This window comes from Sphaerochaeta pleomorpha str. Grapes (assembly GCF_000236685.1).
Classification (GTDB): domain Bacteria; phylum Spirochaetota; class Spirochaetia; order Sphaerochaetales; family Sphaerochaetaceae; genus Sphaerochaeta; species Sphaerochaeta pleomorpha.
The window spans coordinates 2,653,545-2,679,935 of the sequence record NC_016633.1; the positions used below are offsets into that span (position 1 = coordinate 2,653,545).

The following is a 26,391-nucleotide window of genomic DNA, read 5'->3' on the forward strand; positions in this document are numbered from 1 at the left end:
AAAAGACAAATAATTCGTCTATTTTTCCATTTTTTCAGTCCCTATACTGAACATACAAAAGGTATATTTTCAGTGCCAAGGAGGATGTATGAAAAAATTTTTGACGATTCTAGCTATCTTCGCTCTAGCCATGTGTACGGTATTTGCACAAGGAAGTCGTGATTCTGCCAGTGCAGTTGATGACGGTACAATTGTAATCAACTATCCGACCTACAGGGTAGGGACAAACGTGACTGCCGGCTATACGAAGGTTCTTATCGACAGTTTCAATGAGCATTTCGAAGGCAAGTACAAGGTTGTCATTGAGGAATTGCCAAGTGACGTTGCCTATCAGGAAAAGATGGCAATTCTTGCAACAACCAATGATCTTCCGGATATTGTCGAAGGAAAAGGACCAGTCATTGACTTAGCAATCAGGAATGGCCAGGCAGTGGACCTCACCCCATTCTTCGAGAAAGACCCTGGATTCCGTGCAGAAGTTGGTATGCCTGCAATTGAAAGTAATACCATCAATGGAAAGATTTACGGAGTACCTCCTGAGAATCAGGCTTTCGGATACTTCTACAACAAGGAGATGTTCAAGAAGGCTGGTATCAAACCTGCTGAGACCTGGGGGGAATGGATGGACAACCTGGAGAAACTGAAGCGGGCTGGCTACATCCCTCTTACATTCTTCACAGGTGAGAACTCATGGACTACCCAGAATGTCCTCGTTTCGATTGTCGGAACTCAGAATGCAGAGTCCAATGCCATGATGAATTCCCAGGTAAAGATTGTTGAATGGGATACTCCTGAGATGGTCTATGGTCTTTCGCTTATCCAGAAGATGTTCCAGAACTACTGTTCTGAAGATGCTGTCGGTGGTGTCTATGCAAACGTAGCCAACTACTTCCTTCAGGAAAAGGCTGCAATCATGCCTAACGGTTCGTGGATGATTCCTGACTTTTCAAATCCTGACAAGGCTACACAAGCTTTCTTTGACAAGGTTGGTGTTTCAATGTTCCCGAACAGCGGAATGATTGCAAACTACGATTACGGCTACATGATCTGTACAAAGGATCCTAAGAAGCTTGAAGCCTGCTGGGAATTCATAAAGTGGTTCAACAATGCTGAAGCCCAGAGAATCAAGCTTGAAGTCGGTGGGTCATTTCCAATCGGACCTAAGGTAGAGATTACCGACGATTTTAAGGCAAAGAATCCTCTTCTTGCAGATCTTGTTGCGCTCATGGGACAGGTGAAATACACCTATAAAACGATGAACAAGCTTGCCTATCCAAACCTCGTATATGATGGATTCCAGACAATCTATCCAGAACTCATCTACAACAAGATTACTCCGCAAGAGATGGTCTTGAAGATGACAGAGATCTCTAAGAAGAACTAAGTCTGCATAAGGAGTCCTTGTCGTGAAGAGAAATGTCAATTTTGCACTGTATATTCTGCCGACCTTGATTCTGTTTCTCATCGTCTATGCTGTTCCCCTTGTTGTGCTTTTTGGGACTTCGTTCGGCGATTGGAGGACAGGTGGATCGATCAGCTTTGCAGGAATAAAGAATTATGTACAGTTGATACTGCACGATGAGACCTTTCAGGAAGGGTTCAAGAACAACGTGTTGTGGATTCTTTTGCAAGGGACGGTCAATGTGGCAATCGGTACGGTATTTGCCCTTATCCTTGCCCGTCGTCCCTTCTTCTGGAAGTTTGCAAGAACTGTCTATATGCTTCCGTCCATTATTTCAAGCGCTGCAATGGGAATGCTTTTTGTATGCGTTTTCAATCCACAGTTCGGTATGGTCAATAGCATAATTAGACTTTTCAATCCAAGCTTCAGCCACAACTGGTTCATGGCATACGACACTGCCTTTGCTACGGTAACCTTCACCTGGTTGCCGTATGCAGGCATGGTCATGCTGCTTATACTCACTGAGGTTTCATCAATGGATCACTCCATAATTGAGGCGGCAATAGTTGATGGTGCTGACCAGCTACAAATGGATCTTAGGATAATACTTCCTAATCTTAAGAACATAATTGGAACTTGTGTGATCCTTGAGACAACCCAGATGCTCAAGAAACTTGATATTATCATGCTTACCACCAGAGGAGGTCCTGGGTCAACAACCATGAACCTGCCTATGTTCATATACAAGACATCCATGGTTGAGAACAATTTTGGTCTGGCCAACGCAGCGGGTGTACTGTTGACGTTACTGGGATGCCTTACTGTGTTGATCATTAACAATCTGTTCAGGATCGGGGAGGAGAAATGAACTATATAGCCGATGACAGAAAAGATCCTGCCTACACAATGCTGCTTGTAGTGCTCAAGATCCTTGAAATACTCTTTGTTCTTTTCATCTTCGTGGTAGCTTTGGGGCCGCTTCTCTGGGTGTTTCTGTCTTCTTTCAAGTCAAATACCCAAATTCTTTCAAATGCGCTGTCATTGCCTGAGAGTCTCTCGTTTAAAAACTATAGCATGGCATTCAAGCTGGCTCCCATCACAAAGTTCTATGGAAACAGTGTGATTGTTGCAGTCTGTGCGACATTGCTCAATGTCGTTGCAGTATCTATGAGCTCGTATGTCCTTGCACGGTTCAAGTTCAGGATGAGAAACTTCTTGAAAATCCTTTTCGGTCTGGCGTTGCTCATCCCTGCTGCAGCCATAATGCAGCCGCTTTATCTTAATATGAAGGCATTAGGATTCTATGATACGCTTACCGGGCTTATCATCTGTTATGCTGCATTCAGTATACCTGTTTCCATGTATGTCATGATGAGTTACTACCTTACGATACCCCGCGAACTTGAGGAGGCTGCGGTCATCGATGGGGCAGGTTTCAACACAACCTTCTGGAAGATAATCTTTCCGCTTGCCAATCCTGCGATGGCCACCTGTGGAGTGCTTGCATTCATTGGTGCCTGGAATGAGTTCCAGATTGCAATGATTCTTACATCCAGAACAAGTAAAAGAACGCTTCCGATTGCTCTTTTGTATTTCAAGAGCCAGTTTGCAAGTGACTACGGCGCAATGTTTGCAGCCACGATGGTTGTCGTAATTCCATCGATAGTCGTATTTATCCTACTTCAGAAGCAAGTTGTCTCCGGCCTCGTAGCTGGAGCAGTAAAGGGCTGATTATGAAACACACGATCGATTTTTGCTTTGCTCCGGACATCAACCAGACCTGTATAGGCCTTGTTGATGACAAATATAAGACAATCGTCCGTGAGGACGGAAGTCTGAATTATTTGTGGGAAAGCGATAAGAACGAAATTGTAGACGGTACCATACCGCCTTTCAGAAAGCGGATCTTGGATAACCAGGAAGGGAATATGGCCTTTAAGTACCGCTTTCTTCCACGTTTTTCGCATAGGGATTCCTTTGTGGAGAGAACACAGGACTTCGGAGATCCTTCCATGGCCATTGTTACCACTGTGGAACGTTTTACGGATACTGTTTTCTCTTGGAAGACCTTCGCCTATGAGAATTCCGATGGTCTTAGGATGGATATTATCCTTTATCGTCTGGAGACCAGCGTTGATTTCGGACATGCTTTGACGACTGTCTATCTCCAGGAACTTGGAGACCATTGTGACAGTCCCTCAGCCCAACGCTTTCAAAGCGGTGCCTATACACTACCTGTCGGTGTTGCCAGGATTCCTGCCCCGATTGCATATGCTACAGAAGGTGGAAGTGGAATTATAGCTGCCTCAGAGGTGTGGGAGGGTGCTTTTGGGATACTGTATGCAGGTAATCTCAAAGAGGATGAGTTTACACTGGAGTTCGCTAAGAATGCACTAGCCTGGTGCAAGGGGTATTGGAATAGTGTGAAGCCCTTTCTCAAGGCTTTCAGGGTTCCTGATCAGAGTGTCCAGAATATGCTTCTATCCTGTGGGCGGAATATTCTTCAGGCACAGGAGCTTGTCGATACGGTCAAAGAGTTTCATGTTGGTCCTACAATCTACAGGGGTCTTTGGGTTGTGGATGGATATTACTTTGCGGAATGTGCATATATGATGGGAAGGGAAGACGAGGCATTCTCGCTTCTTCTAGGGATTCTGAGAAACCAGAAGCCTGATGGTTCGATCCGGATTCTTCCAGACCATCATAAGGAGACGGCAGTTGCAATATCCAATATCGTGCGCCAGTGTGAACTGCACAATGACGATGAGAGGCTTCGCGAGCTCTGGCCAACGATTATGCGGGGAATGCTTCATCTGAGATCAATGAGAGACGATTCTCTGAAACTTGGGTCCGATTACCCGGCTTGCGGTATGTTCCCTCCTTCATTCGGTGATGGGGGAATATATGGCCCGGAACCAGAGTATACGACTCCGATGAATGTCATTCTAGGGATGCAGGATGCCTATCGTGCTGGTTTCAGGCTAGGCCTTGAGGGTGCTCAAGAAATCAAGGACTTCTCGGACGAATTGATGGATGTCATGATGAAGGCAATTTCCCGCGATACAACAAAGACTGCAGAAGGAATACCTTATCTGCCTTTAAGTATGGATAAGACTAGGGATTATAAGCCACAAGCGGGAATCCAGACCATCGCCAGGGTCGCATTCCATGAGGAATTCGCTACTGACAGTGAAATTGTACGGAATCTTTTCACCCTTATAGACAGCATAGATGATGAGGAAGGTATTCCGTATGGTACGGGTTGGCGCCCTGACCAGAGCTTATACACGTATAGCAGTGTGCGTTTCGCACAGTTAATGGTTGCCTGCGGGATGCCGGATAAAGCTGTGGACTATCTGTATGCTTTTGCCAACCATGCTTCTGCCAGTAGGGTATGGAGGGAGGAGCAGCCGCTTAAGAGCAAACACTCCTCGGAGGTCTGTGGTGATATGCCTCACAACTGGGCATCCGTTGAGTTCATTAGACTTGTGAGGAATATGGTGCTCCTAGAAAGGAATGAGGGAATACATCTGCTTCCTGTACTTCCCGATGAATGGCTTCCCACCTATGAACATGACCTGATGTTTGAGAAGACTCCTACGAAATTCGGTGAGATTGACCTGCATCTTGAGTACGAAGGTCCTGGTTCCTACCTGCTTGAATTCCGACGTGGTAAGGGTAATCAGAAACCATCATTTGTGAATCTTACCTGGAAGGGTGAAATCGGAAATATGCCTGAAGGGTTTGAGAAGATAGGTGATCATGCTTGGGCAATAGATCCTGAATTGTATAGTTTCTCTTGTATCCTTTACATGCCTGGATGTTGAGTCAACAAAAGTACAGAGCTGCTTGCTTATCCCGGCAATTTACGATAAGGATGTAAGCAATGGGGGATTTCTTGTGTGATACAAGTAATCCCCCTTGCTGTTATGTTCCATAAGCTGGTCCTAGGTTTGTTTGGGTCAGCAAAGTAATGCAATATCTTTGCTGCACAGTCATGATAGCAATTCAATTTCTGAAGACGAAGGGAAATTCTTAAAAGACATTGTAGAAGCGATGGGTATGGTGGTTGCGAAGCTGCAATGTAAAAAGCGCCCTTCCATTGGATACCAATGCAGCTACAATGGAATGCAGTGCTACAAAGATTGCCAGGAAAGAATACGGACTATTTGTTTTACAGATACTAATGCCCGATTTCACCATTTTCTGTGGAAAATGTGGAAGTCCTTCCCAGAACCGATGATATGGTAGCAATTTTCTGAAATGTGTCTCCATAAGGAGACTGAGATACTAAGAAAGTGTCTCAAAATGGCTGCTTGTCATGTGAAAGTGTAAACTTAGATGACATTGTATTGTATATTTTGCTTGTTCTGAATAATAATATATGCATATTTAAATCACTATATGGCAAAGAATAATTCATATTCTGCAATTCTGCTTTTTCTGATTGCAAGGAAAATATGAAGCGAATATAATGGAAGGGAAAAAAGGCAATGCAACAAAGCTGGGCATTTTTGGGTCTCTACATGAAAGAAGGATCGCATGAGGAAGAAGATAATCAAGACAGTCATGGCCTTAATGACCATGTGTGTGTTGGTACTTACAGGTGGGTGTTACTTGGGTGGATACGATCAGGGCATGGGGGCTTCGTCGATCACCCGGGCTGAACTGAATCAGATGATTGAGAACGGTGACGATGTGACGGGCGTGAACACTTCCCAGATTACGGACATGTCCTATCTGTTCTACTGCAAATCCAAGTTCAATCAAGATATCTCCGGCTGGGATGTGCACAACGTAACGAACATGTCCGGTATGTTCTTTCATGCATCGGCCTTCAATCAGGATCTCTCAGATTGGGATGTGGGCAACGTCGCGTACATGTCCGAGATGTTCAATGGTGCAGTATCCTTCAATCAGGATATCTCAAGTTGGGACGTGGGCAACGTCACGACCATGTCCGATATGTTCTGGAATGCATCGGCCTTCAGTCAAGAGCTTACAGGCTGGGATGTGCACAACGTAACGAACATGTCCGGTATGTTCTTTCATGCATCGGCCTTCAATCAGGATATCTCAGATTGGAACGTGGGCAACGTCACGGACATGTCCTATATGTTCTATAGTGCAGTAGCCTTCGATCAGGATATCTCAGGCTGGGACGTAGGCAACGTCACGGACATGACAGCTATGTTCAACGGTGCAGCAGCCTTCAATCAGGAGACCTCAGGTTGGGATGTAGGCAACGTTACGAATATGACTGTTATGTTCGAGAATGCATCTGCTTTCAACCAAGATATCTCAGGTTGGGACGTGAGCAACGTCACGAACATGTCCGGCATGTTTGAAAATGCAGTAGCCTTCAACCATGATATCTCTCTCTGGGATGTGGGTAATGTAACGGACATGACCGGTATGTTCTACGATGCATCAACCTTCTGCAAGAACCTCTCGGGGTGGAATGTCAGTAATGTCACCAAACATAGTAACTTCACAGGTGGAGGATGTCCACTCAGTTCAGATTTACTTCCTGTCTGGATCTATTGATTGGTATTTCCATCAAAAAAGGATGTTCACAGAGCATGGTGAATATGGCAATGGAGTCGAGCTGTGCGAATCTGAATCCCCTTCGAATTCGAGGACAATTGGTCCAGGTAAGTCGTCTTTGCTACACCTTTTGGTACAGCTGCGATGTGAAATATCAACGGAATTAGAAATCATATTAGGTTGATTCCCCAATTATGAGCTCAAAGTTTGAGAGTATCTGGCTTGGGGGCTTAGATGGATTTTTTAAGCGGTCAAACATATCTATGACTGCAAGGGCAGCTAATTCCTCACATGGCTGGTTAATTGTTGTAAGCCTAGGAGTATGTTCTGATGCAATGTAAGATCCATCGAACCCAGCAATTCTAAAATCTTCTGGAAAAGAAAATGATTTGCCTTGTATGATTTTCATAATCTTTACTGCGAGAAAATCATTGGATGTGATGATATTTTTCGATCCCATGGATTTCAGTTTTACTTCCAAATTATCTTCTTCGGTTATCAAGTGTACCCAATCTTTTTGCGGATATATTCCTGCATCGATAAGTGCACTCTGTACGCCCATAAGTCGCATACGTACTGTACGTCCTACATTCGGCATAGTAAAAAAGTCAATTCTATTTGATCCATTTGATAACATATGCTGGGCTAATGTGTATCCTGCCCTATAATTATCAATAGATATTATATCATGTCCAATGTTTTCAGGAAATTCAGTGACTCCTGCATCAATTAATATCGTTTGTATACCTGCTCTCTCAAGCTTGTTCAGTAGAAATGTATTAATATCATACCGATCATTTGTTAATTCAACTGGGGACATAAATATTCCATCAACTTTCTGTTCAATATATAAATCGGTTAGTTTGGATAAACTATTGAAATCAATAGAACCCTGGAAGAAACTACCTCCCCAAAGGATATTGTAATTATACTTTTCTGATAAACTTGCAATAGAAACTGCTAATCGGCTAAAGAAGCCCTCCATTCGCAGTAGAGGGAATATCAAACCGAATATTTTGTTTTCTGAGGCTTCTTTTTTTGGTTTTTTAATTAACCGGCTACCCTGTCCCGCTCTACTTTTTATTAGACCATCGTCTTGAAGTTGTTTAAGAGCTTTGTGAATTGTGGGGCGAGAAACTGAGTAAAGGCTTGCAAGTTCTACAGCTGTAGGAATTTCATCTCCGACCTTATAGATTGGACTTTTTAATTGCTCCAAAAGGTCTAGATAGATATTCAAGTAAAGATTTGTTTTCGACAAAGGCTCCCCCCTTAATTACTACGCGCAATCTGCATTATATGTTATTGCAAATGATATCGCTACAAGTATACAAATAAAATGTAAAACAATATATACTAAATGTAAAGTTAAAGGTTTCTTATAAAGTAAAATGACCACTTAATTGCTCCTTGGCTTTCTTCATCAGCAGGCCTCCAGCAGTTTGACGGTGACATTCCCCAACCCGAATTCTTTCTTCAAACATTGGAACGGTGTAAAGCTGTTGAGGATTTTTCTCAGGTAGGTATTCATCCAGTGCTGGATTTCCTTTATCTACTTGTCCTTTCTAGGCGAAACAAAGGTTCCCTTGGGGAGGAATCTCCTGTTGAATATCTCATGAAGTTTTGCCCTCCTAGTGGTGAAAACTATCATGACAGCTAGTGTCCCCCTCTCCGAGGAACAGTAGGGATGGGTGAAATGCAACGCTGTCCTTTTCCCTTTTGTCAGATCGAGTTCTCCAAGCCTAACACATCGGCGAATTCAACTCCGTTGTCGAGAGGCATCGAGAGAAGTAGCATGTGGAAAAGACGGTTCCCCAGCTGATGCTCTGTGCCTGCTTCACGGATTTTACGGTCCTGTCCAGTATAATGACCATCAGCTCTATCCTTATTTTCCGTTCCGCAAGCGTCAGCAGGTATTCGCGTGGACCGTCCTTGGTGTTGTAGAACGTGTTCCCCCCATCTCGTGACCGGACTTTAGGCACTTGAGTACTGCATTGGGACAGTTGCCTATGGGCCGGGCCGCAAATTCCCCGTTCGAATGCTTTCTCTTGTTCCCGTTGCCTTTTTTCCTCTTCATAAGGCCTTTCCTCGACTGGTTCCCGATGGTTACGCCGGGCATGTCCCCGGCTTCTATCCCGTTGTACAGGGTTTTCTCACAGATTGTTAGCTCCTGTGTCCATGATGCCTCCTGCCCATCCAGCTTCTTTAAAATAGCATAGGAACTGTACTTGTGCTCCAAAATCAGATCGGATATTTTTTGCATCAATACATAAGGTCTCCCTGACTTGGGCAACGGTCCCTTGTACTTCATTTTCTCCTCTGCATCAATCTGGTGATGGCCTGTATTGTATTCCGTCCTGGAAAACGGGATTCTCAGAGCGCATGCTCTTCCGTTCCTCTCTGCAGTTTCCTGCTGATCGTTTTGGCACTCTTCCAGAAGATTTTTCCCTGTATGATAGCGCTTCGCTTTTTCCTGTACCCGTTGCTTCCTGCCCATTAATATTACAATTTCAGCCTCTCAGCCAAAGTAAGATGTCTTCCCCTGTGGTACTTTTCCAGTGTAAACTGCCTGCGTCCAATGGTATCTTCGTGTTTGTTTTGATTTATTGCTAAACCAATGATAACACGGTTTCCATGGGACTCTTTTTTGTCTTGGTTCTTTCCTTTTTAAATGGATATTTCATATTGCTATTTACGTAAATGTAAAGTTAAAAATCATAAATGTAAAATATATGTTGACATATAGATTTTCTGATGTAAAAATAGGCTTACAGTTAGTGTTCTTCTAATTGTTTCAAAATTAATCTTATCTTGATGTTTACTTAAAACTTGAAGATAAGAAATAAAAGGAGCTTCTATGAAAAAGGTAAAAGGGGTTATGTTGTTTCTCGTTTTAATGACGATGAGTGTTGGTATGCTTTTTGCCAACGGACAGTCAGATAAAAATGATGCAGCAAATGCAATGTCTGTAAATGGTATTTCAATCGGTGTGTCTATTGCTGATCAGTCCAATGTCTTCTACATAGATATTTTGGATGGTATGCAGGGAGCTATGAAGGATGGCGATCGGCTTATTGCAATGGATGCTGGCTTTGATGTTGCAAAACAGATTTCAGATATCGAAGATATGATTCAGCAAGGTGTGAAAGTAATGCTTGTCGACCCGGTCGATTCAAAGGCTATTAAGGCATCTCTTGATGCATGTGCTAAAGCTGGAATTCCTGTTATTGCATATAATTCTCCTGTTGATGATGCGAGTGCTGTTACGTCCACTGTAGCCTCAGATAACTATATGGCTGGTCAGCTGATCGGTGAAGAACTTGCTTCTGTACTTGGCAATCAAGGAGAGATTGCAATGTTGACATACAATGTTGCTACAGTATGTCTTGATCGTGCAAATGGTTTTATTGATGCTATTTCAAAATACAATAAAATGAAAATTGTTGAATCGCAAGAAATTCAACCTGGGGTAGATACAGCTTTACCTGTAATGGAAAATATTCTTCAAGCATATCCAAATCTGACCGGAGTTTTTGCATTGAATGATCCTTCTGCTATTGGAAGTGCTGCGGCTGTCCAGAGTGCTGGATTACTTGATCAGATCAAGATTGTTGGCGTTGATGGATCCGCTGATGGAAAAGCCGCTATTCGTGACGGTAAGATGTTGGCTTCTGCTGCTCAGCACCCAGTAGATATTGGGAAAATCAGTGTTGAGACGGCCTATAAAATTATTGCAGGCGAGAATGTACAAGCAAATATTAAAGTGCCTGTTGAGCTGGTTACCAAAGCGAATGCACAGTAAAATTAACTAGAGCGAGAATTTGTACTAACACAATATTGGCACGACCTCTCTATAAAACTCGAGTGTGTCGTGCTATTTAAGAACATTAATAAATCAAAGTTTTGATTTTTATGGATGCAGTCAATGGAAAGTGAAATAGTAAATACATATTTTCTGGAAATGATAAATATCAACAAAACATTTCCTGGTGCAAGGGTTCTTAAAGACGTCAATCTGAAAATAAGAAGTGGTGAAGTCAGGGCGTTGATTGGCGAGAATGGAGCCGGGAAATCAACTTTAATAAAAATTCTTGGTGGAATCTATTCTAAAGACGAAGGCGGAGAAATTAGAATAAATGGAAACGTCGTAGAAATTAACAATGTTCATGATGCAAAGAATTATGGAATAAGCATTATTCACCAGGAAATTTGTTTAGCTGATAATATGACAGTTGCAGATAATTTATTCATGGGAGATGAAATATCTGGGAAAATTGCATGCTTTCTTGATGATAATGAAATGATCAGGCAAGCTCAAGAAATACTGGATGAGTTAGGCCTTGATATCGATGCTCGATCAAAGGTTGGCAAACTTAGTCTAGCAAAGCAACAGCTTGTTGAAATATGTCGTGCAATACATACTGATAAGAAGCTTGTTGTTATGGATGAGCCGACATCATCTCTGACCAAAACAGAAATTGATCAGCTTTTTTTACAGTTAGAGAAAATGAAAAAAGCGAATATTGCAATTATTTATATCTCACACAGGATGGAAGAAATTTTCAAAGTTTCTGATTCGATTACTGTTTTAAGAGATGGTAACCTGGTACATACAGATGTTGCTGAGAATCTTGATCAGGATAAAATAATTGCAATGATGGTAGGGCGAGAGCTTACCGAAATATATAATCCAATAACAAACCAGGCTCGGGATGAAGAGTGTCTTGTTGTAAAGAACTTTAAAAATAAAAAGCTTAAGGACGTAAGTTTTTCTTTGAGAAAAGGAGAAATACTAGGTTTTTCCGGTCTTGTTGGTGCAGGACGTACAGAGTTGGCGCGTGCAATATTTGGTATAGATAAAGTTGATTCGGGTGATATTTTTCTGAATGGTGAAAAAATTCAGATTACCAACGTATGGCAGGCAATTGGCTATGGCTTGGCTTATGTCCCGGAAAGTCGCAGAACAGAAGGATTGTTTCTGATGCATTCCATTAAATTTAATGCGACTATTTCAATTTTAGAAAAGTTTATCAATTTCATAGGGCTAAGTAAGAAGAAAGAAAACATGATTGTTGATGACTATATAAACACATTGGCAATTAAAATGACATCAAGCGATCAACAAGTGAAATTTCTATCAGGTGGGAATCAGCAGAAGGTTGTCATCACTAAATGGTTGGCTACCAAACCCAGCATCCTGATACTTGATGAGCCAACACGTGGGATAGATATAGGGGCAAAGGTTGAAATATATCAATTGATAAATAGGCTTGCCCAGGAGGGTGTATCCATAATCCTCATTTCTTCTGAAATAGAGGAAGTTATCAATTTGTGTAATCGAATAATAGTAATGTATGAAGGTAGAATTTCAGGTCAATTATATAACGAAGATTCACATAGAATTTCCCAAGAACAAGTGATGAGGTATGCATCTGGAGGTAATAACAATGCGCATAAATAGAGGTGTGAAATCGGTTGAAGAAAATAGACTTTATGGATATCTTAGGAAGAATACCCTAACACAGTTTATTAGAAATAATATGGGTATCTTGATAGGATTGTTTGTTTTATCAGTTATCTTAACAATCTTTACGGAAACCTTTCTGAACAGTAAAAACCTCCTAACCGTCTTGAGACAGATATGCACGAATTCATTGTTGGCATTCGGTATGACATTCGTTCTCATTATAGGTGAGATTGATCTTACCGTAGGGTCTGTAGTTGGGGCGAGCGGCGTTGCTGTGGTTATGCTGATAGAGTCAGGGGTTCCCCTTGTTCTCGCATTTCTTATAGCACTTTTGCTAGGGGCTCTTGTTGGACTCATAAATGGCTTAATAATTGCATTTATAGGGATGCCTTCCTTTATCGTCACTCTGTCAATGATGGGAACGATTCGAGGTGTAGCTTATTACATCACTGATGGAAGATCAGTCGCCTGCACAAATTCAGTATTTAATTCAATTGGAAACGGCTATATTTTGGGTGTCCCTATTCCTATTTACGTAGTTGCCCTCGTAATGATTATTATATCAGTCATACTGTATAGAACTAAATTTGGAAGAAGGATGTATGCGGTAGGAGGTAATGTTACAGCTGCTAAGTATACAGGTATTAGGATTAAGAGCATGAAGATTAAAGTATATATGATATCTTCGACACTAGCTGCTCTAGCTGGAATTATGCTGGCTTCGCGTATGTATTCAGGGCAACCGACAGCTGGTCAAAACTATGAAGCAGATGCAATTGCGGCAGCGGTTTTGGGAGGTACTAGTTTTACGGGTGGTATTGGCACAATAGGAGGAACCCTTATTGGTGCTTTGGTCATAGGCATCCTGAGCAATGGACTTAATCTACTGCATATATCATCCTATATTCAAATGGTTATTAAGGGGATCGTAATCATACTTGCTGTGGCTTTTGACTTCTTAAAAAACCGCAAAGGAAATGTGTAATCATCGGGAAATTGTACTGAAAAAATAAAGAGGGATCTATTATTTTAACTACGTTAGTGATTCACATATTTTGGTTCATTAAAAAAATGCAATTCCACACTTATGTGATTCACTTAATTGAAATTGGATAATCAAGGAGAAATTAATGAGTATTTTTGACAAATTTTCACTGAAAGGAAAGGTTGCAGTTATCACAGGTGGCAACAGAGGTATTGGGCGTGCCATTGCCAATGGTTTTGCTGATGCTGGAGCTACAGTTGTTATTGCAGCGAGGAATGAGGCAAAAAGTGCTGAAGCTGTTGCTGAAATCAATGCAACCGGAGGACATGCAATCGCGATGAAGATCAATGTTTCGGATCGTGCGCAGATAGAGGAAATGGTACAGACTGTTGAAACTGAGATAGGTCCTATTGATGTGCTTGTCAATAACGCCGGTATTGGGTTTCATGCTGATGCTCTCAAGTTGGAGGATTCAGAATGGAAACGCTTGTTTGATATTAATCTTGAAGGTGTGTGGAAGATGTGCCAGATTGTGGGCCGGGGAATGACAGAAAGGAAAAGTGGTTCGATAATAAACATTGGGTCTATGTCCGGTTTGATTGTTAATCGACCACAATGGCATTCTCCATATGGTATTTCGAAGGCAGCTGTACATCATTTAACTCGGTCTCTTGCTGCGGAGTGGTCACAGTATGGAGTACGAGTAAACGCAATAGCCCCTGGTTATATCAAGACTGAAATTGCCTCCACAGAATATGAAGATTATCGGCATTATTGGAAGGATGAAGTTCCGATGAAACGATATGGGTCTACTGATGAGATCGCCCCTGCGGCACTATATCTCGCAAGTGATGCTTCTTCGTTTATGACCGGCGAAGTTATGGTTATTGATGGTGGATATACGTTGTACTAAATCGTACTGTCTCGTAGTTAGGAAGTCAGGTTACCTGCCAGTATCAATAATTGCAATTGGTAAAGTTGTGGATTGGATATCAACGTTTACGCCTGATGAGATTTTCATTAAATATAGGTAAATTAACCTTTGAGCTTGTAGTTAAAATTATAGTTAAATTACAAGCCAGCTTTGAATTAAAAGGAGTTATCCATGGATAAGCGAAACCTCCAGAAAGCAGCCCTTGCTTCAAGACTATTATCTATAGATGCAATACAAAAAGCTAATTCTGGGCATCCTGGACTGCCACTTGGCGCAGCAGAATTAGGTGCGTATTTATATGGACACGCGATGAATTATTATCCTGATGATCCTAAATGGATTAATCGTGATAGATTCGTTCTTTCTGCCGGGCATGGCTCAATGTTCTTATATTCTTATTTGCACCTTGCTGGGTATGATATCAGTTTGGATGATATTAAGCACTTTCGTAAGTATGGTAGTAAGTGCCCTGGCCACCCAGAATATGGAGTAACTCCAGGGGTTGAAGCAACAACCGGCCCACTTGGGCAAGGGGTAGCAATGGCTGTCGGGATGGCGATTGCGGAGACTATGGCTGGAGAAAAGTATAACACCCGAGAACATAGTATTATTGATCATTATACTTATGTTTTAGCTGGGGATGGAGATCTTTCTGAAGGCGTGTCAGCAGAAGCTTCCTCTCTTGCCGGACATTTAAAGCTCGGTAAGTTGATATTATTCTATGATTCAAACAACATCACCATTGATGGAAACACTGATCTTAGTTTTACTGAGGATGTCGAGGCACGATATGTTTCGTATGGCTGGCAGGTTCTGAAAGGCTCTATGTATGATTTGGACGAACTTGATAACCTGACCAGGCAGGCTAAGAACAACACCGATAAGCCAACAATGATTATTCTGAAAAGTATAATAGGAAAAGGATCTCCTAATAAACAAGGGACTTCTGGAGTTCATGGAGCAGCTCTCGGTGAGGAGGAGGTAGCAGAGACGAAGTTGTTTCTTAATGCCAATCCTTTAGAAAAGTTTGTCGTAGATTCTGATGTGTATACGTTCTTTGAAGGACGAAAATCTGACCTTTATTCAGGTTACTCTAAATGGCAGAAGACTTATCTGAAATTGAAAGAGGAGAATCCCAATCTTGCTGTAGATTTCTCTGCAGAAAATAATTCTGAAGATTTGAATACTGTTCTTACTTCAATCGGATATAAAATTGGAGATGCTCCGGCAACAAGAGAGGCTTCTTCAAAAGCAATTAACTATTATGCAGAAAAATACGGAAATCTAGTCGGTGGGTCTGCTGATCTTAGTGGTCCAAACCGGACGGGAATGGCCCATGCTAGTATTTATTCCTCTATGAATAGAAATGGTCGATATATCCATTACGGAGTGCGAGAATTCGCCATGGCTGCTATAGCAAATGGAATGGCTCTGTATGGTGGTTTCAAACCTTTTGTTGGTACATTCTTGGTCTTTTCCGATTATTTAAGGCCTGCATTACGTCTATCAGCACTTATGAAACTTGGGGTTATTTATGTTTTATCCCATGATTCAATTTACGTTGGTGAAGACGGTCCTACACATCAACCGATAGAACAGCTTGCAGCGTTGCGTGCAATTCCAAATGTATCGGTTCAGAGGCCTGCTGATGCTGAGGAGACCATAGCTGTATGGGATATTGCTTTAAAAAATTCCGAGACTCCTACTGTAATTGCGCTTACAAGACAAGGCTTACCTGTCTTTGAAAAGGACGATAAAGACTGGATGAATAATATAAGGAAAGGTGCTTATATTGCTCGAGAAGCTAAAGGAGAGATAAAACGAGTTGTTGTAGCGACTGGATCTGAAGTAACATTGGTATTGCGTGCAATTTCGGAGTGTGAAGACAACGCGTTGTCTTTCGATGACGTACGTGTTATCTCCATGCCAGATAGAGAAAAGTTCTATACACAGCCATTGGAATATATATCGCATTTAATCCCTGATGATGCCTCTGTAATGGTTGTTGAGGCAGGCATTGCAATGGGATGGGACCGTATAGCAGCTCGGAAGAATATCCTATCTATTGAAGACTTTGGGGAGTCAGCTCCGGCAGAAGATGTTGCGAGTGCTTTTGGCTTCACAGAAGCAAAAATTATTCAGATGTTGGGTCGTCTCTGATTTTGTAGGAATTGTCAATTTTTTATAGATTGAGGCAATCTCTGGTTGCTAAAACGTTAGTCGAATTTGTATTGAACCTTCGCCATTTTAGAAAAAAAATCAGGTGATTACTGAGACCATGTAAGGGGTTTGTCTAATGCATACGTGAAGCAATGGATCAATGCTATGTAGGGGATGTCAAGAAACATCATGTGTTATGCAAATTCAAGTGCGGCTGGATAATGGGATATTATTAAATGAGAGTAAATTATGATTGAGAAAATATTAGCTGGTATTGACTTTGGCACTGACTCTGTTCGTGTACTTTTGTGTGATGCTGTGAGTGGTAAAGAACTGTCTCACGGTGTTGCTGAATATGCGCGATGGAAAATAAAAGAGTTCTGCAATCTAAATGAAAACCAATACAGACAGCATGCTTTGGATTACTTGGAAGGTATCGTGGAGGCATTTCAGAAGGCATTGTCCAAATTACCAGGTAATACAGGGAAAAAAATTGTTGCTTTATCTGTAGATACTACTGGCTCTACTCCATGTCCAGTTGATATGCATGGAAGGCCGCTGTGCCTTTTACCTGGGTTTGAGAACAATCCTGATGCAATGTTCCATTTATGGAAGGATCATACTGCTGCTAAAGAAGCCATTGAGATAAATGACATACTATGTAATGGTGATATAGATTATACTAAGTTTCAGGGGGTTTATTCTTCAGAATGGTTCTGGGCAAAAATTTTACATACTGTTCGAAAATCGCAAGAAGTGAAAAAGAATGCATATACTTGGATTGAACATTCGGATTGGATGTTAGGAATTTTAACTGGGATCCCCTTGGTGGATGATTTTCCTCGTGGATCTTGTGCTGCTGGCCACAAAGCCCTCTGGAATAGTGAATTCCATGGTCTTCCTTCCAGGGCTGTTTTTTCATCTCTTGATCCTTACTTGGGGTTGATTTACGATAGATATCCTTTAAAAACATATCCAGCAGGAACACCCATTGGTAGAATTTCCGCCTATTGGGCGGATACCTTAGGAATTAATCCTATGGCCATGATTGTTGTAGGCTCGTTAGATGCTCATGCAGGAGGAGTAGGGGCTGGAATTGCAAAGAAGACAATGGTGAAGGTTATTGGTACCTCAACAGTCGATTTGGTAATTGAAAATGCTGACGTCTTGAAGAATAAGGATTTACGAGAAATATGTGGTCAAGCAGAGGACTCAATAGTTCCTGGGTATACGGGCATAGAAATGGGTCAACCTTCATTTGGAGACTCTTATTTATGGGTTAAGAATTTATCATTATGGCCTTTGTTGAATTTGAAAGCCTTTCCTGAATTTATGTCAGAAGAATATATGCAAAAACTTATAGACCATATAGATAAGAATTTTTTAAGAGAACTCGAGATGAAAGCCGGGGAGCATATCTATGATCAGGAAGTGAGTCTCGATTGGTTTAATGGTCGCAGGTATCCATCGTTAAATGAACATGTGAAATCGATGATTTCACAGATATCGCTTGGTACAGATTTACCGGCTCTTTTCTGTGCAGTGGCAAAAGGAACAGTTTTTGGAAGCAGAAGAATATTTGATTCGTTAAAGGAGAAGGGTATTCTGATTGATAAGGTTGTTGCTGTGGGCGGAATAGCTGAGAAATCTGAGTTCATCATGCAAATGCTTGCTGATGTTATGAATATACCGATTGCCATATGTAGCGATTTCCAAGTATGTGCAAAAGGTTCTGTTATTTACGCAAGCGTAGGAGCTGGGATATTTTCTTCTATTCCAGAAGCTCAAAAAAGATATTGTACGTTTGACTCTAAATTATATAAACCTAATGCATCACTAAAAGATTTGTATGAATCACAATATAGGCAGTATCTCGAGATGGGAAAATTGAGTGAGACTTTTGCAAATATCAATATCGGTTAGTCTTAATTAGTTGATTAGAATTTTAAAATTTCTATTTTTAAAAACCAGGCGTTAGCGTTCTGGTCTTGGAGACGAGTACATGAGACTAGTGTTAAGGTTAGCTATAAAATTAATATTTCCTTAGAAGAGACACAGATATGATGTGACCAGTGTCAATAAAAAAACAAAAAACTGATGGGAGGAAAGACTAGCAGTTATTCGGCATTTGACCACTCATAAAGTAGCAGTTTCAAATCAATATACTATTCTATGGTAGGTGGATCGCAAGCAACCATCTCCATACATTCTGATATCACTGAGGCTTTGTTAAATCGGGATGAAGTAGCAGTGAAAAAGGCAATAGCCGATTATTTATACCATGTTCTTAATAGAGTCATTTCATCAGTTATTCTCGTGTGAATAGGGATGGTCAATAGCACTGTATTTTGGGTTGGTATATATATGATATACGTTGCTGACCCCAGTTCGGTAATAGTTTTATTGATTGGGGTAGCTTTGCATGCAAGGATACTGACAGTGTTGTAGTAGGTGGTTAATTTGCTGAATACGGTATTAAGTTCAGGTTATTATGTATTCGCACTTATTATTGCCGTCTTGTGGTTTTCCTGTCTCAGTATGAGTGCCATCCCCTTTTAGGGATTGCAAAATATACTCATTTTGTGGATTGCCTCGTCAGAGAATGCTTCTGTAATAGAAATACTTGCTGAAATAAAAGGTCACTACAAACAAGTAAGCCTTCTCCCTTTCATTGGCTAGAGGCTTGTACAGGAATAGGCTCTTGCTCCAGCGGTCCAGTTCAATGGCTTTCCTGGACCGAAAATGCCATAAGACCATTTTGCCAAGGAAAAATGAATTGGCTGTTTTCTGTCTCGATTAAAGGGAGGCTTCCTTCCTCTATTACAGTCTCATAGAGACGGCAAAGGCGAACGGCATCTCGGTTATCAGGAATGGATGATCGATCTTTCTAATTACTCTCGTAAAGGGGGGCATTATAAAATATCAAAAGTATTCTGGATTCAACAGTAGAGCAAAGGACTGAAAATCCTTATATACTCGGTTCAATTCCGAGAGATGTCAGGCTTTTTTTTACAGCAGTGTAATAGGTTTTTTATTTTGGTTTGATGACCAAAATGGATATAAAAAAAGGAGTATCCCTTTTTGAAATACTCCCGTTATTTTTAGGAAATTTGTTATTTTAAATTTAATAAATTGGAATTTTACAGTTTTAATCTGTGCTGATAATATCCCGATGCATTAAGCTTTTCTAATCGGGTGACGTATGACCGTTTTCCATTTTGAAGGCTCGATCCTTCGGGGATCAGAAAGATAGATTTCGTGGTGCAGACGGGTATCAGTTATATCATTCACATATCCTTTTTCTTTCAAATATTTATCCATGATGGCAACGGTGGCAGGCTCATCATCAAACGGACCTGTATGCATGATTTGTACACATAAGCCCTCAACGACTGTTAGAAACTCAGCTGAAGAACAATCCAGCTTTTTCTTTCTAGTCGCTTCAATTACTGCCCAATCAAAATCACTTTTTACCACAAAGTCCGGCAGGCGGATAACTGAAATCCAGTTAAACAAGTCCTTATTCCCATAGTCTACACCCTCAACGCCATGCTGCCACCAGAAGCCTTCCAGCGGAGGTACTACATAGTCAAAAAAGTCTTCGATCTTATGCGAACCTTTATAGCTCATTTTGATTGTATACGCAATCGCATAAAGAATTCCGACAGCTTGCTGATATGTACCGCCTTCCTTGTTTGGGTTTCCTTTTCCCCTTACAGCGATATAATTTACAGCCGGAATTTGTACTATCTCTGGTATATTCTTAGGCATATAAAACTCTTTGTATTCTTTTTTAAAATCAAAAGCCATAGGTTTACCTCCATGGTACATGTATCATCAGTGAGATTTTTTAAGGAAATGTTATCTTCCCAAAAGAACAAACCCATCCGTCAAGATGTCCATTACTTCTGTGAACATACCAGGCAGTTCGTCCGTCTTGTCGTTTTCCCCAGTGAGATAGGTCACAATGATATTCGTGATTTTAGATATGATAATGGCTCCTTCTTCAAAGCGACAGGAGGCTTCAAGCCACGCCTCATTCTCATATTCTCTCCCGGTATCATTTAGAATACGGCTCATTTTATCAAAGCCACCGCAAAAACTCACTTCGTCCAGTTCTTTGCTTCCCTTCAAAGCGTTCGGGACAGTTGGCACTGTACCGAAAAACGTCACCATGTTGGCAAGTATCTTATCGTAATCATCTTTAGTGAGTTCGCTTTTTAGTTTGGGCAACTCATGTATAAATTTCTGAAATCCCTTTCTGCCCAAAAAGCTTACCGGTGAATTCAGAAACAGCTCACTTTTTTTCGCCAGTGCTTCCTTTGCAATCTGGTATTTATTCTTTGTTGCCTTCATTCTGACTGCGCAGATAGTGTTTGGCTTTGACAAGCCCGGATAGCTGCAATTCCATGCGTGATGCAGTTCCTCGTAGGTAAGTGTTTGCACTTCTTTGCGTCCGCAGTCAAGAATATAGATACACTGTACATTGTCGTCGTAGCCAACCATCAAAACATAGTGAAACGGGATATGTTCGCGATGATATAACTTTGAAAAGTACGGCAGATAGTACATATCCAGAGCGCCTAAAACAGGCGGATACCCGGCATCAATTTCCGCCTTAGCCTTTTTGATTGCCTGTTCAAATGTTTTATACTCGTAATGCTTATACTCAAATCCTGCAATGGGAGAAAGAAATTCATACATCTGTTTTGTTCGCCCGTCCCCTATTGCAACCGTTCGTTTCAAGTCTGACTTCGGTGTTTTCATGTAGCAAAACGAGCCGAATGAGGAAAGGCTGAAAAAGAAGCTCGGCGGAAGGTTCTCTCCGGTATCTTGTATATACAAATCTTCTATTCCGTTCCACATGCACTCGTAGTCATCTACATGGTGCTTTAACTTAATTATTTCCTTACACATAAATTAAGATCTCCTGTCAAATAATACATTTCTTATAGCAGGAGCATAAACCCTCGCATTGTGCGAGGGTCAAGAATTGTTTTTAATTGGGTAACAGATTTCGGTGACAAAGTTCTCCGGGTTTTGTTCATTTTCAGGAGATATATAATATATATTGAACGCCTTGCCTGATATCCTGTAACCATTTTCAATAATCCAATGATACATATATCTATTGATATCACCTAACCGGCTGTATTTACCCTGAAACGCAACGACGGCTGCTTCAGTTTCAGGCATTTTTGAAAATCTCAGTCCTACAATGTCAGGCCCTACTTGATCGACGACTCTGAAGACCTCAGTGTCAATTGCTTTATTTTTATAATCCACACTGTGCGTCATTGCCATACAATATTGCACATCCGCAAGCCTGATTCCATTTGCCCTGCATGACATGTCAAGGCGTTCCCACAACAGTCCTTCTTCGGTAAACTCCCTTATGATGTCACGCAGGCTGACAACACTGTGTGAGGAAAGCTGCTTAACGCTGACAGACAAAGTGTATTCATTCTGCATATCGAGTTCATTAAGCGCCTGATGCATTTGTGCAATTTGTCTTTCTGTTATGGAAAAGCTTTCTTCTTTTTCTTTTATTTTGGTTTCCAAAAAAGTTTTGATTCTGTCGTTCGTCGTGCCATCCTTCAGGATTTCGGATATTTCAGTTAGACCAAAGCCAAGGCTTTTTAATACCTGAATATGATTTGCACGGACAATCTGCTTTTCACCGTAAAACCGGTAATTATTCATACAGTCTATTTGTTCAGGCTTGAGCAGTCCTATCTTGTCATAATTTCGCAGCATATGGATGCTTATTCCAGTCAGAGTTGAGAACTCTCCGATTTTTAGCATGGTTTACCTCTTACTCTTTTCCTGTATTATATAAACCTACCAGAAATTCAATCAACTTAATAGTTTATAAGATTCACAGGCTGTGCCTGTGGTTTGGCAGAGGGTCTGTCAAAGAATTGGCAGCGGATTATCGAACAGGAACTTGACCAACAGGATGAGGATTTGTAAGCGGTATGATGATTTTACTCAATTTTCCTCAAATACAGTCAACAATGCCCTATTCCATCGGTTTCTGTGGAAAATTGGGAAGTCCTTATTGGAGTCGATAACATGTCCGATGCATCATGGCAATCGAGGCAGGACTGAGCATCCACCGGACTTCCCTAAAGTTCCACTATCACTCAGCGGAGAAAATCCTACCAGGTTGTGAATACTGTGTATCTCCTACCTGATACCTCAAACCTTCAAATAAAGCTCTGAATGACCCCTTTTAGCGGTTTTCTTGGTAAATGTGGGAGTTCTTCCCGGAACCGATAATATGGAAAGGGAATCCCTTTGTCATACATCCGTGACTTTCTGGGTCATTCCAGCATAGACGACTTCCGTGTATGTAGATGCAAACTCGGAGATGATAACAAAAGCTCTGAAGATAAGCGCCAAGCCAATTGCAGCAATCTTAAAAGCGAAAGCAAGACGAGAATGGAAGGAGGATGATAAGACCTTGGCAAAACTCTGTGGCCTGCGATGAAAGTATTATCCTCAAATTTATACCTGTAATTTTTTATCAGTCACAAATTACTCATGTAGTTATGGATATGAACAAATGAGGATAATCTTGAAGGAGCCTAACTACTTCATTTGCTTTATTCCTCCTTCGTGCGTAACGTAACATCGTAACCTGGTCGATCCGGTACTTGGAAAACATCAGTTCAATTGCAAAGGGATAATCAGCTTTGGAAAGCATCAGATTTTTGTTGGCAAACAGATCTACAATCAGCTTTTCCAAGGGAACCTGATATTTCGCACTATCCGATCGGGGAGCCTCTGTCACCAAACGGGTGATGATGATTCCATCATCAGTACCATATAGCATCATCTCCTTGACGGTTGCTTTCAGCAGCACCTTGCCTGGGAATTTCTCTGTAAGAGCGGAGAATACAAAATCACAACCATCTTTCTCAACTTCCAGGAAGATGTGATTGTGTGCTATGAGGTGATTGAAGAATTCATTGAGCCATGAGAGTTCCCAAACCCTGTAGGAAAGCAAAGGAAAATGCTCTTTCATGTACCCAATCACATGGAGAGCTGTATCTGAATATGCCCCGGTAAAAATGCTTTTATTTGGCTCCTTCTCTGCTTTCTTATATTGGTTTCGCCCAATCCTTACTATCAATTTTGAATTACGAAGGGTCCCAATCAAGTACCTGAGTTGGGTATCCTTGAAGGAGGGCTCGACAGACTGTGCCGCATGGAGGATCTGTTGCCTTGAAAAAATGCCATCAGGCAGTTTCTGGATGATTTCCTGTTTTTTCATATCTGCTACCTTATTCAGCCGTTTTGGCAATATTCTGATTATTTGCCGTTTTGGCTGTTTTTAGTATAGCAACCATCACCTTCAAAGTCATTAGCCACATCGACAAATTAAAATATTTTGTCGATATGGCTTTTATGTGTAACTGAAATAGGGATTACCATGGCCATTTGGGAGATAGTACACATTTCCTTATCTGATTTCATATCAGAGAAGATTTCTTTTAGATTCTTTCTTTCGCGATACCTTATTTATTTGCATTCGACCTGTTGGACTAGAATAGTCTGTGTTTTACAGCAAATGTCTGATATGATTTGTATTCAGGAAGGGTGGTAATTCCTGATGAAGAAACGTTGAGGCTTGAAAAATGCGGGTTTCGACTAAACCGCAACGGGGGTCACTCAGCTCGAACAATAATGGTTGAGGAGTTGGAGCTCCTTTTTACATATCGGTAATCCCAATGCTTCGAAACAATCATGCTTGGATGCAATTGTTACGGAGAATTGCTTGGGAATGTGACCGTTACGTGCGGGGAAAGAGGCCTTCTGATAATGAGTTGAGGGTTAAGAAACATAGGGATATCGCAACTGCGTTATGCGGGCGCAACTATGAGGCACTCGTCAAGAGTCTTGTATTCCCTTTTACCTATACGTACAAACCCGATTCTCTTGATATGGAGCAGTAGCAGATGGTTCATTATGAGAGTAACTATGCAATAACCCATGCCTTGGCCTATACGGATGAGGTCCTGCTACCTGATGTCACCATAGCGGTGGAGCAGGGGATCATCACGTATGTTGGCAAGCATGATCAAAAGAGGGTGCAGCATCTCGATCAGTATGATGCCAAGGGCAACCTTGTGGGCCCTGGTCTGGTCGATATGCACATCCATGGCTGTGGTGGCTTTGATTCAACCAGAGGCAATGTACAGGAAAACCTTGAAGGTATGGCCCTGTTTCTTGCAGGGAAGGGTATCACTAGTTTCCAACTTGCAGTTGTCATGGATTTGGATCTCTTGGGTCAGATCAAAAAAGCAATGGATACGAGTGCTTTTCTCTCATCCTATCTGCTTGGGGTCTATGTGGAAGGCCCCTTTATCGCACCTGAAAAAAGGGTGGCATTCTATCTTCAGGTATTAGGGCCTTTGATAGGGGGTATCTGGAAAGCATTCTTTCTATCAAGTGTGGAAAGAAGCCACTTGTCACCTCTATGACCATAGCTCCTGAACTGCAAGGCAGTGAAGAGCTCTCGAGTGTCTTGGAACAGAACAACATTGTTGTGGCCTATGGCCATAGTGATTGTCCCTTGGAGGCATTGAAACCTAGGGATAAGAATCATCTTACCCATCTTTTCAATGCGATGAGCGGCATAGATCACAAACGCCCAGGCTTGGCAGCCATGCCATTTGTCCGTGACTACAGTCATGCAACGTATGAACTCATTTGTGATGGAGTGCATGTGCATCCGTCAGTGATAGACTTGACGATCAATTCACTTGGTACTGAAAGGCTTTGTCTGATTTCTGATGCTATGAGTTTGGCGGGCATGGGTACCGGTGAAGGCCTCTATTTGGGCAAGCAAATCTATTCGAATGGAAAGGCCTGCTATTACAGTGATAGTGACATACTGATAGGTTCTGCTATGCTGATCAGCGAATCAGCAAAGAACCTTGTTCACAAAAGCTTATTGGACAAGCGATCCTTCTTTCAGGTTGCGTGCGAGAACCCCTTACGGGTGCTTTCGCAAACAGATCGAGGCAGGATCAAACCCGGATACAAGGCTGACTTGGTGATGCTTTCCTCTGACACGGAAATCCAAGAGGTTTTCAAGGCAGAATAAGAAAGCACTGCTATATCTAATTAATGGTTTGTATAGAATGATGTGAGATAGGTGATGATTTATAGTCAAAGTAATTGAATGCAATGAAATATATTAGTGTATCTTTGGCGATGACTAGTAATTCTGTTGGTGTCCACTAGAATTGTCTAATTGGCCAAATCGTTGGTTCAGCCCGAGTTTATCAAATTTTCCATGCAACATTTACCCTAACGGTTCTTGCAAACTTCACCTTAGGATAAAGTGCGGTTCAACAATCAACCAATTTAACAGACAGTTGCTGCTTTCATTAGAAGAGGGTAAGGCCTTTACTGTTCTGATTCACATCCCTTTGTAGAGGTGAATAAGTAGGTGGTATGGATAGGAAAAATGAATGGGAAAGCGAAAGACGATGTTGGTGTCGATGGTTGCAAACCACAACGAAGGCAGTCGAGGATAACGTGTTTCCAGAGTGCACGTTGTCACTGCAAAAAGAGTACCCTGATCAGTGAGTGATGGTTATCATAGGATTACAGATAACAACAATTGTTGGACTAGCTACCCCTTATGTAATCACCACCCCTATCTTGGTCGTTCTTTATCATTGAGATAGTGGTTGTAGATGGTGCCCTCAGTCTCATAGTCGTGTTCTGCATCCATTGTAAGATCTGATTGAGTAGTACATCACTCTCCTTAAATGGGCCTTGGAAGAGAGCAGAGACTACTTTTTGAGTAGGTATCGAATGACAGGTTACCTGTGTATGCTCAAGCGATATCTTCTTGGCAACTGGGAACCCCATCTCAACAT

21 protein-coding genes are annotated in these 26,391 nt (G+C 41.5%); 15 read left to right on the top strand and 6 right to left on the bottom strand.

Going from position 1 to position 26,391, the window contains the following annotated elements:
- The first annotated feature begins 88 nt into the window (after nt 1-88).
- The 5 genes from SPIGRAPES_RS12075 to SPIGRAPES_RS12095 all read left to right on the top strand — a co-directional run bounded on the left by SPIGRAPES_RS12075 (nt 89) and on the right by SPIGRAPES_RS12095 (nt 6,949).
- On the top strand, nt 89-1,384 hold the full coding sequence (locus tag SPIGRAPES_RS12075) for an ABC transporter substrate-binding protein (RefSeq protein WP_014271031.1): 1,296 nt from the start codon (nt 89-91) through the stop codon (nt 1,382-1,384).
- A gap of 22 nt (nt 1,385-1,406) precedes the next feature.
- Complete coding sequence (locus SPIGRAPES_RS12080; protein ID WP_014271032.1) at nt 1,407-2,270, top strand: carbohydrate ABC transporter permease; 864 nt, start codon at nt 1,407-1,409, stop codon at nt 2,268-2,270.
- Nucleotides 2,267-3,133 carry a carbohydrate ABC transporter permease gene (locus tag SPIGRAPES_RS12085; RefSeq protein ID WP_014271033.1) on the top strand — a complete coding sequence of 289 codons (867 nt, stop codon included), beginning with the start codon at nt 2,267-2,269 and terminating at the stop codon, nt 3,131-3,133. The genes SPIGRAPES_RS12080 and SPIGRAPES_RS12085 overlap by 4 nt, the downstream gene beginning before the upstream one ends.
- A gap of 2 nt (nt 3,134-3,135) precedes the next feature.
- A complete protein-coding gene (locus SPIGRAPES_RS12090) occupies nt 3,136-5,229 on the top strand; it encodes a hypothetical protein (RefSeq protein WP_014271034.1) in 2,094 nt (697 codons plus the stop codon).
- Nucleotides 5,230-5,944: 715 nt separating this feature from the next.
- Nucleotides 5,945-6,949, top strand: coding sequence for a BspA family leucine-rich repeat surface protein (locus SPIGRAPES_RS12095; RefSeq protein ID WP_014271035.1), 1,005 nt, complete (start codon nt 5,945-5,947; stop codon nt 6,947-6,949).
- A 175-nt stretch (nt 6,950-7,124) separates the two neighbouring features.
- On the opposite strand, the gene SPIGRAPES_RS12100 is transcribed toward SPIGRAPES_RS12095, so the two are convergent.
- Nucleotides 7,125-8,207 (bottom strand): substrate-binding domain-containing protein, encoded by a 1,083-nt coding sequence (locus tag SPIGRAPES_RS12100; protein WP_014271036.1) that lies wholly within the window; start codon nt 8,205-8,207, stop codon nt 7,125-7,127.
- A gap of 645 nt (nt 8,208-8,852) precedes the next feature.
- Nucleotides 8,853-9,443 carry a hypothetical protein gene (locus SPIGRAPES_RS12105; RefSeq protein ID WP_041384665.1) on the bottom strand — a complete coding sequence of 197 codons (591 nt, stop codon included), beginning with the start codon at nt 9,441-9,443 and terminating at the stop codon, nt 8,853-8,855.
- 360 nt (nt 9,444-9,803) lie between these two features.
- Between SPIGRAPES_RS12105 and SPIGRAPES_RS12110 the strand changes: the two genes are divergently transcribed.
- The 6 genes from SPIGRAPES_RS12110 (at nt 9,804) to SPIGRAPES_RS12135 (ending at nt 18,415) form a co-directional block, all read left to right on the top strand.
- Complete coding sequence (locus SPIGRAPES_RS12110; protein ID WP_014271037.1) at nt 9,804-10,748, top strand: sugar ABC transporter substrate-binding protein; 945 nt, start codon at nt 9,804-9,806, stop codon at nt 10,746-10,748.
- A gap of 123 nt (nt 10,749-10,871) precedes the next feature.
- Nucleotides 10,872-12,407 carry a sugar ABC transporter ATP-binding protein gene (locus SPIGRAPES_RS12115; RefSeq protein WP_014271038.1) on the top strand — a complete coding sequence of 512 codons (1,536 nt, stop codon included), beginning with the start codon at nt 10,872-10,874 and terminating at the stop codon, nt 12,405-12,407.
- A complete protein-coding gene (locus SPIGRAPES_RS12120) occupies nt 12,373-13,398 on the top strand; it encodes an ABC transporter permease (RefSeq protein WP_215904748.1) in 1,026 nt (341 codons plus the stop codon). The genes SPIGRAPES_RS12115 and SPIGRAPES_RS12120 overlap by 35 nt, the downstream gene beginning before the upstream one ends.
- Nucleotides 13,399-13,543: 145 nt before the next feature.
- The gene (locus SPIGRAPES_RS12125; protein WP_014271040.1) at nt 13,544-14,311 is read left to right on the top strand and encodes an SDR family NAD(P)-dependent oxidoreductase; all 768 of its coding nucleotides are present in this window, start codon (nt 13,544-13,546) and stop codon (nt 14,309-14,311) included.
- 192 nt (nt 14,312-14,503) lie between these two features.
- Nucleotides 14,504-16,492 carry a transketolase gene (gene tkt, locus SPIGRAPES_RS12130; RefSeq protein WP_014271041.1) on the top strand — a complete coding sequence of 663 codons (1,989 nt, stop codon included), beginning with the start codon at nt 14,504-14,506 and terminating at the stop codon, nt 16,490-16,492.
- A gap of 249 nt (nt 16,493-16,741) precedes the next feature.
- Nucleotides 16,742-18,415 (top strand): ribulokinase, encoded by a 1,674-nt coding sequence (locus SPIGRAPES_RS12135; RefSeq protein WP_014271042.1) that lies wholly within the window; start codon nt 16,742-16,744, stop codon nt 18,413-18,415.
- Between the two features lie 1,254 nt (nt 18,416-19,669).
- Here SPIGRAPES_RS12135 and SPIGRAPES_RS12140 read toward each other — a convergent pair.
- The 4 genes from SPIGRAPES_RS12140 to SPIGRAPES_RS12155 form a co-directional block, all read right to left on the bottom strand.
- On the bottom strand, nt 19,670-20,302 hold the full coding sequence (locus SPIGRAPES_RS12140) for a GyrI-like domain-containing protein (RefSeq protein WP_014271043.1): 633 nt from the start codon (nt 20,300-20,302) through the stop codon (nt 19,670-19,672).
- Between the two features lie 51 nt (nt 20,303-20,353).
- Nucleotides 20,354-21,409, bottom strand: a complete 1,056-nt coding sequence (locus tag SPIGRAPES_RS12145; protein WP_014271044.1) for a BtrH N-terminal domain-containing protein — start codon at nt 21,407-21,409, stop codon at nt 20,354-20,356.
- A 69-nt stretch (nt 21,410-21,478) separates the two neighbouring features.
- On the bottom strand, nt 21,479-22,297 hold the full coding sequence (locus SPIGRAPES_RS12150) for a MerR family transcriptional regulator (protein WP_014271045.1): 819 nt from the start codon (nt 22,295-22,297) through the stop codon (nt 21,479-21,481).
- A 739-nt stretch (nt 22,298-23,036) separates the two neighbouring features.
- Entirely contained in the window at nt 23,037-23,771 is a 735-nt protein-coding gene (locus tag SPIGRAPES_RS12155) for a DUF6577 family protein (protein WP_014271046.1), read from the bottom strand.
- 457 nt (nt 23,772-24,228) lie between these two features.
- On the opposite strand from SPIGRAPES_RS12155, the gene SPIGRAPES_RS12160 reads away from it, so the two are divergent.
- From SPIGRAPES_RS12160 to SPIGRAPES_RS17475, 4 genes are all read left to right on the top strand, one after another.
- A complete protein-coding gene (locus SPIGRAPES_RS12160; protein ID WP_041384666.1) occupies nt 24,229-24,453 on the top strand; it encodes a hypothetical protein in 225 nt (74 codons plus the stop codon).
- Between the two features lie 3 nt (nt 24,454-24,456).
- On the top strand, nt 24,457-24,981 hold the full coding sequence (locus SPIGRAPES_RS12165) for a hypothetical protein (protein WP_041384667.1): 525 nt from the start codon (nt 24,457-24,459) through the stop codon (nt 24,979-24,981).
- Complete coding sequence (locus tag SPIGRAPES_RS12170) at nt 24,978-25,607, top strand: amidohydrolase family protein (RefSeq protein WP_041384669.1); 630 nt, start codon at nt 24,978-24,980, stop codon at nt 25,605-25,607. The genes SPIGRAPES_RS12165 and SPIGRAPES_RS12170 overlap by 4 nt, the downstream gene beginning before the upstream one ends.
- Before the next feature lie 366 nt (nt 25,608-25,973).
- The gene (locus SPIGRAPES_RS17475; RefSeq protein WP_281047885.1) at nt 25,974-26,099 is read left to right on the top strand and encodes a hypothetical protein; all 126 of its coding nucleotides are present in this window, start codon (nt 25,974-25,976) and stop codon (nt 26,097-26,099) included.
- The last annotated feature ends 292 nt before the right edge of the window (nt 26,100-26,391 follow it).

What these genes read in the sequence shown, in the direction of transcription:
- SPIGRAPES_RS12090 (WP_014271034.1), top strand. Translation starts at nt 3,136, where the DNA reads ATGAAACACACGATCGATTTTTGCTTTGCTCCGGACATCAACCAGACC.
- SPIGRAPES_RS12140 (WP_014271043.1), bottom strand. Translation starts at nt 20,302, where the DNA reads ATGGCTTTTGATTTTAAAAAAGAATACAAAGAGTTTTATATGCCTAAG.
- SPIGRAPES_RS12145 (WP_014271044.1), bottom strand. Translation starts at nt 21,409, where the DNA reads ATGTGTAAGGAAATAATTAAGTTAAAGCACCATGTAGATGACTACGAG.
- SPIGRAPES_RS12170 (WP_041384669.1), top strand. Translation starts at nt 24,978, where the DNA reads ATGACCATAGCTCCTGAACTGCAAGGCAGTGAAGAGCTCTCGAGTGTC.
- SPIGRAPES_RS12160 (WP_041384666.1), top strand. Translation starts at nt 24,229, where the DNA reads ATGCTTCGAAACAATCATGCTTGGATGCAATTGTTACGGAGAATTGCT.
- SPIGRAPES_RS12095 (WP_014271035.1), top strand. Translation starts at nt 5,945, where the DNA reads ATGAGGAAGAAGATAATCAAGACAGTCATGGCCTTAATGACCATGTGT.
- SPIGRAPES_RS12165 (WP_041384667.1), top strand. Translation starts at nt 24,457, where the DNA reads ATGGTTCATTATGAGAGTAACTATGCAATAACCCATGCCTTGGCCTAT.
- SPIGRAPES_RS12120 (WP_215904748.1), top strand. Translation starts at nt 12,373, where the DNA reads ATGCATCTGGAGGTAATAACAATGCGCATAAATAGAGGTGTGAAATCG.
- SPIGRAPES_RS12115 (WP_014271038.1), top strand. Translation starts at nt 10,872, where the DNA reads ATGGAAAGTGAAATAGTAAATACATATTTTCTGGAAATGATAAATATC.
- SPIGRAPES_RS12155 (WP_014271046.1), bottom strand. Translation starts at nt 23,771, where the DNA reads ATGAAAAAACAGGAAATCATCCAGAAACTGCCTGATGGCATTTTTTCA.
- SPIGRAPES_RS12125 (WP_014271040.1), top strand. Translation starts at nt 13,544, where the DNA reads ATGAGTATTTTTGACAAATTTTCACTGAAAGGAAAGGTTGCAGTTATC.
- SPIGRAPES_RS12150 (WP_014271045.1), bottom strand. Translation starts at nt 22,297, where the DNA reads ATGCTAAAAATCGGAGAGTTCTCAACTCTGACTGGAATAAGCATCCAT.
- SPIGRAPES_RS12105 (WP_041384665.1), bottom strand. Translation starts at nt 9,443, where the DNA reads ATGGGCAGGAAGCAACGGGTACAGGAAAAAGCGAAGCGCTATCATACA.
- SPIGRAPES_RS17475 (WP_281047885.1), top strand. Translation starts at nt 25,974, where the DNA reads ATGAATGGGAAAGCGAAAGACGATGTTGGTGTCGATGGTTGCAAACCA.
- SPIGRAPES_RS12075 (WP_014271031.1), top strand. Translation starts at nt 89, where the DNA reads ATGAAAAAATTTTTGACGATTCTAGCTATCTTCGCTCTAGCCATGTGT.
- SPIGRAPES_RS12135 (WP_014271042.1), top strand. Translation starts at nt 16,742, where the DNA reads ATGATTGAGAAAATATTAGCTGGTATTGACTTTGGCACTGACTCTGTT.
- SPIGRAPES_RS12110 (WP_014271037.1), top strand. Translation starts at nt 9,804, where the DNA reads ATGAAAAAGGTAAAAGGGGTTATGTTGTTTCTCGTTTTAATGACGATG.
- tkt (WP_014271041.1), top strand. Translation starts at nt 14,504, where the DNA reads ATGGATAAGCGAAACCTCCAGAAAGCAGCCCTTGCTTCAAGACTATTA.
- SPIGRAPES_RS12085 (WP_014271033.1), top strand. Translation starts at nt 2,267, where the DNA reads ATGAACTATATAGCCGATGACAGAAAAGATCCTGCCTACACAATGCTG.